This is a genomic window from Micromonospora sp. 4G55 (assembly GCF_016803375.1).
The window spans coordinates 1-10,818 of sequence record NZ_JAEVHN010000179.1; the positions used below are offsets into that span (position 1 = coordinate 1).

The following is a 10,818-nucleotide window of genomic DNA, read 5'->3' on the forward strand; positions in this document are numbered from 1 at the left end:
GGCGTGCTGTAGATCCGCAGCGCCCGACTGTCGGTGGTGGGCCAGACGATCTCCTCACGCCAGTCGCCCAGCGGGCACGGCGGAACCGCTCAGCTCGGGTCCGCGCTGCGACCGCTGCGTCCCGGATGATCGCCTCGCCCTTGACCAGCCACGCGACGCCGAAGGCGAGCACGGCGACCGTCTCGCACCAGAAGACCGGCTTCACCGCCTCCTGCACCGGCTCCGGAAGCAGGGTGCTCGCCGGCGCGAGCGCCACCGCCACCACGATGATCGTGCCGCAGACCCGGTAGACCCGGTTGCGGACCAGCTTCTCCGGGGTGACCGGGCCGGCGGCCGGGTCGGTCCGGGTGAACAGGAACAGGCAGAAGCCGGCCAGCAGCAGGAACAGGGCGGCGGCGCAGACCTGGTGCACCCGCCCGACCAGGATGTCGGTGGCGCTGACCGGGTCGTCCCGGGCGCCCGAGGCGGTGGGGAACAGCGCGACCGCGACCGCCAGCGCGCCGCCGACGCTGCTCAGCACGTCGTCCAGCGGCCGATACCGGTAGCAGACGAGGAAGACGCCGATGGCGCACATGCTGCCGACGAAGACGTCCCGCATCCCCGTGTGGTACGCCCCGCTGATCGATTCGAGCAGCGTGAGGCGCCCGGCGAAGAGGGCGTTGCCGAGGGTCAGCACGAACGGCATCGCGATGCCGACCACGCCGATGCCCCGGCGCAGGCGGCGGACGGTGACCATGTCCTGTGACGGGCCCATCGCCCCTCCCCCGCGTCGTGCCGGTTCGCCCGTCAACTGTCCGTCGCGGGGCAGCACACCGTCAACGCCCCCGGCACCACCCTGACCTTCAGCCGGGTCGTCTCGCCCCGCGCCCCGCCGTCCAGCTCGTACGTCTTCGGCACCGCGAAGCGGACCTTGATCCGGCGACCACGGGTGATCCGGACGAACGGCGAGTCCTCGGAGCGGCCGGCGGCCATCCGGCCGAGGGTGCGCGCCCAGTCGATCGCGCCGCTGGCGGTGGAGACGCCGATCTCCAGGGCCCCGTCGTCGGGTCGGGCGTCGTCGAAGGCGGGTACTCCACCGGTGATGGTGCCGACGTTGCCGAAGAGCACGCAGCTCGCCTCGCCGTCGAACCAGTCGGACCCGTCGACCCGGATCCGGGTACGCACCAGCTCGCCCCGCACGTGGCGCAGGCCGGTCCACAGGTACGCGGCCCGGCCGAGTCGACCCTTGAGGGTGCGGTCGGCCTCGCGGATCAGGTCCCCGTCGAAGCCGGCGCCGGCCATCACCGCGAAGTGCTCGCCGTTGAGCCGGCCCAAGTCCAGCCGGCGGCGGTGGCCGTGCAGGCCGACGCGGACCGCCTCGGCGAGGTCGGTGGGGATGCCGAGGTTGGCGGCGAAGAGGTTGGCGGTGCCGGCGGGCAGGATCGCCATGGCGGCGTCCGATCCGGCGAGGGCGTCGGCGCAGCGCTGCACCATGCCGTCGCCGCCCCAGACGAAGACCAGCTCGGCGCCCTTCTTCAGCGCCTTTCGGGCCTTCTTGGGCGCCTTGCGGCTCTTGGGCACCTCGTACCAGAGCAGGTCCTCGACCCCGGCGGCGACGAGGGTCGCGCGCAGCTCGTCGAGGCCGCCGCCGAGGGTCTTCTTCCGGTGGGCGACGACCGCGACCGCGCCCACGTTCGCGCTGGTCGCGGGGCGCTCGTCGGTCGCCGTGCTGCTCGTGCTCATGACCGGAGGTGATACCCAGACCGCCGAACTCCCACGCGTCGCGCCACGAGCCGGTGACCGAGGGCCGCGCGGCGGCGCTGTTGGCCGCCCGGTAACGCCGCGTTCACAGTTTCGACGCCGGCCGGCGGGACGCGCTGCCGGCCGCCGAATCACCGCTGGCGCGGCTGCAACACCTGGGACACACTTGAGGCCCGACACCCAGGGACGGGGGCATGGACAGCTCCATACAGGACGATGCGGCTGCGGCTTTCGTACGGGAGCTCACGCACTGGCGACACCAGCGCCGACTGTCCAAGAAGGAACTGGCGGAGCGGACCGGCTTCGACCCCTCGTACGTCAGCCACATCGAGAACGGCCGGCACCAGCCGACCGAGGAGTTCGCCCGCCGCGTCGAACTGGTGCTCGACAGCGGCAACCGCATCTGGCAGCGGTACGTCGAGTTCGCCGGCACCCGCGGCGACGGCCGGCTACCCGCCCTGGGCCCCACCGCCGTGCCGCCGCCCGCCGGGCCGCACCTGGTGATCGACGACGAGCAGGCCACCCTCTGCCTCGTCGACGGCTGGTACGAGTGCCGGTTCCGGCGCGTCCTGCACAGCGTCGGCACCGAGCCGATCACCCGGCACACCGTGCAGATCGACATCGACCGGTTCCCCGACGACCCGGCCCGCTCCACGGACTTCCACAGCCGCCACCCGCTCACCCTGGACGAGGTCGACTTCACCGCCACCATCGCCGCCGACCGACCGGAACCGATGCGCTGGCGGGTGACCCGCAGCCGGGACGCCTTCCTGAAGATCGCCCTGATGTTCGACACCGGCGGCGCGCCCGTGCCGCTCTACCCCGGGCAGCACACCGTGCTCACCTACGCCTACCGGGTGCCGGCGTGGAAGTTCGGCGACTGGTTGCAGCGCGACATCCGGCTGCCCACCCGCCGCCTGACCATCCGGCTGGACCTGCCCGCCGCCGCCCGTCCCACGGTCTGGGGCAGCGAGACCTCGTTCACCTCCGAGACGACCGCCGACGTGGTCCCGCGCCGCCAGGAACGCGCGGGCGTCGTCGCGTACGAGTGGCAGGTGGCCCGCCCCGGCTGCGCGCCCAGTACCGGGCTGCACTGGCGCTACGGCGACCCGAGCGCCGCCGGCGCCGACCCGGACGCGGCCGGCGGGTGGGCCACCGACGCCTGGGCGCAGGCGTGCGGAGCGGGCCGCCCGGGTGCCGACCGGTGATCCGTCGAGCACCCGTACCGGCCGGTCAGGGCGTCGGCGGAAGTTTCAGGAGAAGGGACCGGACGGGTGTCGTTTCCGACAGATCCGGCCCCTTGTCGATGCTCTCCGTAGCGACGCGACCGGCCCGACCGTTAGGCTCGACTGCTGAGTGAGGTTGTCGCAGCCGGATCAGCGGCCTCACCCACCGGGTTACGCACGTTGGCTGAACGCAGCACCGGAAGGCAGGCTGGAGTGACCCGAGATGGCGAGCCAGGGGCCGAATTCGCCCACCGCGCGGACAACAAGCGCGTGGCGTACGAGGTCACCGGCGCGCCCGACGGGTTTCCGGTCTTCCTGCTCCACGGTACCCCCGGCAGCCGCCGTGGCCCGAAGCCACGCGGCATCGTGCTCTACCGGCTCGGCGTCCGGCTCATCGCGCACGACCGTCCCGGGTACGGCGACTCCGACCGGCGGGAGGGCCGCGACGTCGCCGACGCCGCCCGCGACGTCGAGGCGATCGCCGACCAGCTCGGGCTGGAACACTTCGCCGTCGCCGGCCGCTCCGGCGGCGGCCCGCACGCGCTGGCCTGCGCCGCCGACGGCGCGTTACGCGGCCGGGTGGCCCGGGTCGCGGTGCTGGTCAGCTTCGCCCCGTCCGACGCCACCCAGCTCGACTGGTTCGCCGGGATGAACAGCGACAACGTGCGCGGCTTCGGCGGCGACGGCAACCGCGACACCGCCTCGGTGATCGAGCAGATCCGGCGCCGCGCCGCGCGGGCGATCGAGGATCCACGGTTCCTGCTGGAGGAGCTGATGGTGGAGATGAGCGCGGCGGACCGGCGGGCGGTCAACGACGCGGCGCTGCGCCGGCTCATCACCGACACCTACGAGGAGGCGCTGCGCGCCGGCCCGTACGGGTGGATCGACGACGTGCTGGCGCTGCGGCGGAGCTGGAAGTTCGACCTCGGGGCGATCGACACCGCGGTGACGCCGGTACGGCTGTGGCACGGCGCGGAGGACACCTTCGCCCCGGCCAGCCACGCACGGTGGCTGGCCGGTCAGATTCCGGGCGCCGAGGTGGAGGTCCAGCCCGGCGCGGCGCACTTCGACGCCGTCGAGGAGCTGCCGCGCATGCTGCGCTGGCTCACCGACGTCGGCGCGCCGGTGGGCCGGGACGTGCTGATCGGCAGCCGGCCCGATCAGTAGGGGTGCGGGTCGACCACCCGGCGCACCAGCCGGCCGTCGCGCAGCACCACCACGCTCGGATGCCGCTGACCGATTCGGTCGGCCAGCCGGTCGGCGATCCGGGTCCGGCCGATGCTCACCAGCCCGCCCGAGGCCATCTGGTGGACGACCTCCAGGTTGCCCAGGCCGCGCAGGGTGTCGGGGTGTTCGGGGCCGAGCACCTCGACCATCCGCTCCACGACGGTCCGCAGTCGCGCCCGACCCTCCTCCAGCTCGCCGGAGTAGATGTCGAAGACCGCGGCGTTGTTCGCCGCCGCCATCGCGAACGGATGCCGCTCGTCCAGCGTCGCGCGCAGCGCCTCGGCGGCGGACTCGGCGAGCGTGCGGGCCGTGGCGTGCTCCCCCGCGTCCCACGTCGCCACCGCGAGGTTGTTGCGGCAGACCAGCGCGTACGGGTGCTCGGCGCCGAACACCTGGGCGAACATCTGCCCGACCTCGGCCAGCTCCGCCCGGCCCGGGCGCCCTGCCCCTGGAGCATCATGTTCGCCGTGCGGCTCAGCCAGCTGAACAGGGTGTCCGGGCTGGTCGGGCCGAAGCTGGTGCGCAGCCGCTCGTAGGCGACGTCGAGCAGCTCGGCCGCCTCGTCGATCTCCCCGGTGCTGCGCAGCGAGACGGCGAGGTTGGCCTGGGCGACGAGCGCGTCACGGGAGTGCTCGCCGAAGAGCCGACGGTAGCCCTCCACCACGCCCCGCAGCAGCGACACCGACCGCTCGTACTCGCCGACCTCGCGCAGGTCCCGAGCCAGGTTGCTGGCGGAGAAGAGGGTCCGCGGATGCTCGGCGCCGAGCACCAGCCGCAGCCGGCGGTAGGTGCTCTCGTCCAGCTCCCGCGAGCGGGCGAACTGGCCCATCAGCTGGTAGGAGGCGGCCAGGTTGTTGGCGGCGACCAGCGTGCGCCGGTTGTCCTCACCGAACACCTCCACCGAGGCGGAGTAGGTGCGCAGGTCCCGCTCCAGCGCCTCCCGGTAGCGGCCGAGGGCCCGCAGGTCGCCGGCGTAGCTGCCGGCCGTCATCAGCGTGTACGGGTGGCTGGCGCCGATCAGCTCCTCCTGCTGGCGCAGGGTGTCCTCGTCGAGCTGGCGGGCCTCCTCGAACCGGCCCAGGCCGCGCAGCAGGTTCGCCCAGTTGAACCGCAGGTGCAGCAGCTGCACCCGCAGCGCCCGGTGCGGCGGCGAGTCCGGTGACAGCTCCTCCAGCCGCGTCGACCACGTCTTGTCGGCCTGCCGCGCGTACTGCTCGCCCTGCTCGAAGCCGCCGTTGAGGTAGATGTACCGGATCCGGTCGATCACCAGCTGGCGGACGTTGTCGTCCTGGCAGGAGACGGCGTCGGAGCCGTCCAGGTGCGGCCAGAGGATGCGGAACCGGTCCTGCACGGCCGGGTCCTCCACCTCGCCCGACGGGCGCGACCCGGCGAGGATCCGGTGCACGTCGTGCTTGATCTCGTTCAGCTCGGTGTCGGACATGCGGACCCGCAGCGCGGCCTGGAGCAGGCGGTGCACCTGCACCCGCTGGGCGTGCAGGTCCACCTTGATCAACGCGAGCCGGTTGATCCGCTGCACCAGGGCCGCCGCGATGTCCCGCTCGGACACCCGGTCGGCGACCCGGGCCGCCACCACCGGGTCGTGCGGCGCGATGACCCGGGCCACCTGGTCGCCGTAGAGCAGGTCCAGGGAGATCTCCGGCGCCAGCACCGAGGAGAGCTGGAGCAGCCGGTACGCGCCGGCGGACTGCTCCTTGAGCCGCTGCAGGGAGTGGCCCCACACGTCGGTCTCCGGGCCGGTGCGCTCCAGCCCGGCCAGGTAGTCGCCCACCGGGGTGCCGGTGTCGGCCAGCCAGGCGCCGGCCATCGCGACCAGGATCGGGATGTTCTCCACCGCCTCGGCGACCTGCTCGGCCTCGGCGACGCTCATCAGCTGCTCGCCGATGCGGGCGCGCAGGTGCGACACGCTCTCCGTCCGCTGGAACGCCTCCACGTCCACCGCCCGGGCCAGGTCCCCCCAGTCCGGGTTGCGGGTGGTGACCAGGACGTGCCCGTTGCCCTGCGGCAGGAAGTCCTTGACGTGCTCGTACTGGTCGGCGTTGTCGAACACCAGCAGCCACCGGGGTGGCTGGCCGCCGTCCTCGTGGCGCTCGGCGCGGCTGAGCCACTGCCGCACGGCCCGGGTCTTCTCCGGGATGGTCGGCAGCTCCGGCAGGCCGAGTTCGCGGCCGAGGTCGGACACCTGCACATCGACGAACTGCGGCGGGTCCGCGTCGATCCACCAGACGATGTCGTACGCGCCGCGGAAGCGGTGCGCGTACTCGATGGCCAGCTGGGTCTTGCCGATGCCGGCGCCGCCGAGCAGCGCCACCGGGGTGCGCTCGTTGCCGCCGGCCTTCAGCTCCTCGCGCAGCCGGCGCAGCAGCTGCTCGCGGCCGGTGAAGCGGACGTTGCGCCCGGGCGGGTTGAACACCTCCGCCCCGACGGCCGGGAAGCGGGCGCCCGGCAGGCCCCGCCCGCCGTCGCCGGTGGGCCGCCCGACGAGCTTGAGCAGTTGCTCGGTGGCGGCCTCGACGCTCCGGCTGTGCACCGAGGTCCAGCTGCCGACGGGGACGTCCGGGGCGGGCGGGGTGTCGTCGAGGTGCACGGCCAGGGTGGCGCCGCCGCGCCCGACGACGTCCGGGCCGAGCCGGTCCCGCGCGGCGACGTACGCCCGGGAGACCAACCGCAGCTCGCGGGAGGCGGTGTCGGCCTTCACCGGCGCGACGGCGCCCGGCGCGACGGTCAGCACCCGCAGGTCCGCGCCGGTGAGCACCGCCTGCACCCACTCCGCCCAGGCCTGGTCCTCGGCGGCGTGCCGCAGCACGATCAGCTCGTCGGGGACGGCCGGCTTGCGCTCGAAGCGCTGGACGGTCTGCCGGCGCAGCGCCTCGTCGAGCCGAGGCAGCGAGCCGATCCGGCCGTTGGTGATGTGGCTGGTCAACGTCTCGTACGCGGACAGCAGCGTGGTCCGGCCGCCCGGCTCGTCGCCGAAGGTCGCCAGCGTCTCCTCGTAGGCGTAGTACGCCCGGTAGGGCACCTCGACCGTCAGCCAGTACTCCTGGCGTTCGGCGTCGGTCATGCCGCTGGGCAGGCCGGCGAAGCGCTGCATCGCCAGCGTCCGGCCGGCGTCCCGCTTGCCCTTCTCCCCGTCGTCGACCCGCATCGGCACCGGCAGCACCCGCCGCGCGCGGCGTCCCTCGTAGCCCCGGACCCGGCGGGCGACCGCCGAGGCGCCGTCGATGCCCTGGTCGCTGAGGGTGAAGCAGTCCACCAGCACGTCCGGCAGGTGGATGGTGCAGATCTCGGCGACGTCGCTGATGCCGGTACGGCTGTCGATCAGCGTGTAGTCGTAGTGCCGCTTCATGTCCTCGCGCAAGGCGTCGAAGAACTGCGCGCCGCCGAGGCGGTTGTAGAAGTTGTCCCAGTTCAGGCCGGTGACGCTGGTGGCGTAGTCGGGGTTGTGCCGGCCGGCGAGCAGCAAATCGAGACTGCCGCCGCCGGGGAACTCCCAGTTCACCGAGAAGGCGTACTTGTGCACCCGGGCGAACTGGCGGTGCCAGTCACCGGGGCGGGCGGCGGCGTCGGACTCGGCGCGGCGCCGGGCGTTCTCCCACTCGTACTCCAGGATCAGGTCCATCACCCCGCCGGTGGAGGCGACCTGCTCCGGGTCGAGGAACGGCGCGTAGAACCGGTGCAGGCCGGGGGATTCCAGGTCCCAGTCGGCGACGAGCACCCGCTGCCCGTTCGCGGCCAGGATCCAGGCCGTGTTGGCCAGCGCCATCGTGCGACCGGTGCCACCCTTGTATGAGTAGAAGGTGACGACCTGGCCATCGCGCGGTCCCGTCATCGGTCTTCCTTCCCTCGCCCTACGTCTGATGCGCCGGCCGGACGCAGGCTCGGCCGGGGCACGGCCGGGCCGTCGGGCGGATCGACCGGACCGTGTCGGAGGAACTGCTTACGGGCCTCGATCACCAGTTGCGGCGCGCAGCGCTCGAACTCCGCGATGTCCCGCACCGGCAGCACCTGCGGAAAGTGCGCGTCCTGCAACGTACCGGCGATCGCCTCGGGCGTCGTCTCGCCACGCGCACCGTCGGCGGCGATGACCAGCGGCACCGCCCAGCGGGGCAGCCCGTCGACCGCGTCGCGCGCGGCCTCGGCGCCGATGGCGGCGTCCACCAGCACGACGGTGGGGCACTGCGGCGCCTGGGCGCGGGCGTCGGCGAAGGCGACCACCCGGGTGGACAGGCCCAGCCGCTCGCCGGTGGCCGCGACGTAGTCGGCGACGGCCAGCTCGTGCTGGTCGCCGTACGGCCGCCAGCGCGGGTCGTGCGGGGTGAGCGTGGTGACCACCAGCGCGGTCTCCCCGCTGTCGGTCACCGGGTGGCTGGTCACCGTCGCGGCGCGGGACGGGGCGAGCGGCTCGCTCTCGGCCACCGTGATGATCCGGTCGGCGAGCACGGACAGGATGCTCTCGTACTGCCGGCGGTAGGCGCTGAGCTTGCACAGCGCCCGCAGCCCGTTCTCGGCGTAGTCGGCCCGCTCGGCGCCGTCGCGGACCAGTTCCAGCGCCTGCGCCGTCTCGGGCCGCTCCTCCCAGGGCGACAGGGGCAGCCAGAGCACCGGCAGGATGTGCCGCGCGGCCCGGCCGGGCGTCAGCCGGGTGAGCCGGCTGCGGAACGAGTCCCGCTCGCCGACCGCCCAGGCGTTGCTGAAGTACTTGGGCGAGTAGAGCGGCACGAAGACGTGGGCGACGCTGAGCGCGTCGGTGAGCGTCTGCTTGAGGTCGGCGCCGGGGCTGACCAGCCCGTCGAAGAACCCCACGTCCAGCTCGCCGGTGCGGCGGGCGCCGCGTCGCACGACGGCGCCGAGGTCCTGGAAGAACCGGTTGACCCAGAAGTCGGTGTCGGGGCGGGCCGACGCGGACAGCGGCACCGAGTGGGCGTAGCTGAGGAAGAAGTACGTCTGCCGGCCCGGCGGCGCGCCGGACGAGGAAGCGTCAGACCAGGTCATGCCCGACCTCCTCGAACGTCGCGCGGAGCTGCTGCAGGTCGGCGGGGACCTGGGCCTGCACCCAGTGCGTGTGGTACGCCCGGGCGACCCGTTGCGCCAGGCGCCACACCACCGCGTCGTAGGCGTCCTTGCCGTTCTTGCCGAGGCTGAGCAGGCCGTAGATGCCCTCGTCGTGGTACTGCGGGGCGATGTCCGAGGGTAACCGGGTGGGGGTGAACATCTGCCGCTGCGACACGACCGGCGGCACCCGCTGCCGCTCCACGACCGACCAGTTGACCGGGATGATCGGGGTCTCCCCCGGCGTGGCCGCCGCACCGGGGCGCAGGGTGAACCGGCGGCGGGCGAAGGCGTCCCACTCGCGGGCGCACCAGGCGCTGTTGAGGTACTGCGGCGAGATCAGCGGAATGAAGACCTGGCTGTGACCGGCGGCGAAGGCCAGGTCCTCCGTCCAGAGCTGCCCGCCGTCGATCATCCGGTCCATGAAGCCGGCCGGGCGCCCCGGGGGCAGGCCGAGCAGCTCGACCACGTGGTCGGAGAGGTCGACGAAGAGCTGGAACACCTTGCTGTTGGTGTCCCGCGGGGGCGCGGCGACCCGGTTCTTCGTCCGGGCGTAGCTGAGGAAGAACACGGGCGCGGACGGTCGACCCGGAACTCTTCCTCGGTCACCTGCCGCTCCCGCCCGACGTCGGACATCCTGAACCGTCCACAGTATCGGCGTACGCAATACCGGGTGTCCCCGTCACCCGCGCCTCGGCCGATCGGTGCCCGGAGCAGTGACCGCGGCGGCATCGGGGGTCACGACCAGCTGTCCAGTGTGTCGCGCATCCGGTGCGCGAACCGCTCGCCGGCGGCGGTCAGCGCGCCGAGGTCGAGCAGCGCGTCGAGGGCGCCGTCGGTCCAGTCGCGGTAGCGGCGGAAGGTGGTCGCCGCCGCGCCGCCGGGCCGGCGACGCCACACGTCGGCGACGGCCAGGTGGGCGTACGTGCCGTGCAGGACGCCCTCCACCGGTCGCGGGTCCGCCCGCCAGGGCACGGTCAGCCGGCGCCGGTCGTGCCGGTCGAACAGGTCGCACACGTCCAGCACCGCGTGCATCTTGAGGTGCTGCACCTCGTGCACCAGCAGCACCGCGAGCGCCGCGTCGTCTCCGACCGGGGCGACGGCCACCGCGCCGAAGGCGGCCCCGGCGGCGGCGCTGCGCTGCATCCCGCCCTCGTCGGCCTCCAACGGCACCACCGCGCGCAGCAGCGTCCGCAGGCGTGCTCGGCGGCGAACATGGCGCCGGTACGGCCGAAGCCGGTGGCGATCTCGTCGAAGACCAGCAGCACCCCGTGCGCCCGGGTCACCTCGCGCAGCACCCGCAGGTACTCCGGGTGGTGGAAGCGCATCCCGCCGGCGCCCTGCACCACCGGTTCGACGATGACCGCGGCCAGCTCGTCGGCGTGCCGCTCCACCGCGTCGGTCAGCGCCGCCACGTACGCCGGGTCGGGCGGGTCGTCGAAGCCACCGGGCGGAACGGGCGCGAAGACCTGCCGGGGCAGCACGTCGCCCCAGAGGTGGTGCATGCCGCCCTCCGGGTCGCAGACGCTCATCGGGTGGAACGTGTCGCCGTGGTAGC

At 73.4% G+C, this 10,818-nt stretch carries 7 protein-coding genes and 2 pseudogenes; 2 read left to right on the forward strand and 7 right to left on the reverse strand.

Translation table 11 applies throughout. The features are described from left to right. Both JNW89_RS38835 and JNW89_RS16540 read right to left on the reverse strand, forming a co-directional pair. Nucleotides 1-71 (reverse strand): hypothetical protein (locus JNW89_RS38835; protein WP_375155108.1); only part of this gene is annotated, 71 nt, incomplete at its 3' end. 715 nt (nt 72-786) lie between these two features. Then, complete coding sequence (locus JNW89_RS16540; protein ID WP_238449597.1) at nt 787-1,722, reverse strand: diacylglycerol kinase family protein; 936 nt, start codon at nt 1,720-1,722, stop codon at nt 787-789. Nucleotides 1,723-1,934: 212 nt separating this feature from the next. Here JNW89_RS16540 and JNW89_RS16545 point away from each other — a divergent pair, with 212 nt between their 5' ends. Both JNW89_RS16545 and JNW89_RS16550 read left to right on the forward strand, forming a co-directional pair. Beyond that, nucleotides 1,935-2,948, forward strand: a complete 1,014-nt coding sequence (locus tag JNW89_RS16545; protein ID WP_238449598.1) for a helix-turn-helix transcriptional regulator — start codon at nt 1,935-1,937, stop codon at nt 2,946-2,948. 231 nt (nt 2,949-3,179) lie between these two features. Further along, entirely contained in the window at nt 3,180-4,133 is a 954-nt protein-coding gene (locus JNW89_RS16550) for an alpha/beta hydrolase (RefSeq protein ID WP_309139993.1), read from the forward strand. Here JNW89_RS16550 and fxsT read toward each other — a convergent pair. From fxsT to JNW89_RS16580, 5 genes and pseudogenes are all read right to left on the reverse strand, one after another. Continuing rightward, nucleotides 4,127-8,040: pseudogene (fxsT, locus tag JNW89_RS16560) on the reverse strand (FxSxx-COOH system tetratricopeptide repeat protein). The gene JNW89_RS16550 and the pseudogene fxsT overlap by 7 nt on opposite strands. Further along, nucleotides 8,037-9,203 carry a TIR-like protein FxsC gene (locus JNW89_RS16565; RefSeq protein WP_238449600.1) on the reverse strand — a complete coding sequence of 389 codons (1,167 nt, stop codon included), beginning with the start codon at nt 9,201-9,203 and terminating at the stop codon, nt 8,037-8,039. The pseudogene fxsT and the gene JNW89_RS16565 overlap by 4 nt, the downstream one beginning before the upstream one ends. Then, nucleotides 9,190-9,831 carry a TIR-like protein FxsC gene (locus tag JNW89_RS16570; RefSeq protein WP_238449601.1) on the reverse strand — a complete coding sequence of 214 codons (642 nt, stop codon included), beginning with the start codon at nt 9,829-9,831 and terminating at the stop codon, nt 9,190-9,192. Before JNW89_RS16570 ends, JNW89_RS16565 begins: the two co-directional genes overlap by 14 nt. A gap of 167 nt (nt 9,832-9,998) precedes the next feature. After that, a complete protein-coding gene (locus tag JNW89_RS16575; protein ID WP_309139994.1) occupies nt 9,999-10,436 on the reverse strand; it encodes an HEXXH motif-containing putative peptide modification protein in 438 nt (145 codons plus the stop codon). A 20-nt stretch (nt 10,437-10,456) separates the two neighbouring features. Beyond that, a pseudogene (locus JNW89_RS16580) lies at nt 10,457-10,818 on the reverse strand (aminotransferase class III-fold pyridoxal phosphate-dependent enzyme); the annotation flags it as partial.

Coding starts and splice junctions, on each gene's coding strand:
- JNW89_RS16540 (WP_238449597.1), bottom strand. CDS start 1,722: ATGAGCACGAGCAGCACGGCGACCGACGAGCGCCCCGCGACCAGCGCG.
- JNW89_RS16545 (WP_238449598.1), top strand. CDS start 1,935: ATGGACAGCTCCATACAGGACGATGCGGCTGCGGCTTTCGTACGGGAG.
- JNW89_RS16565 (WP_238449600.1), bottom strand. CDS start 9,203: ATGACCTGGTCTGACGCTTCCTCGTCCGGCGCGCCGCCGGGCCGGCAG.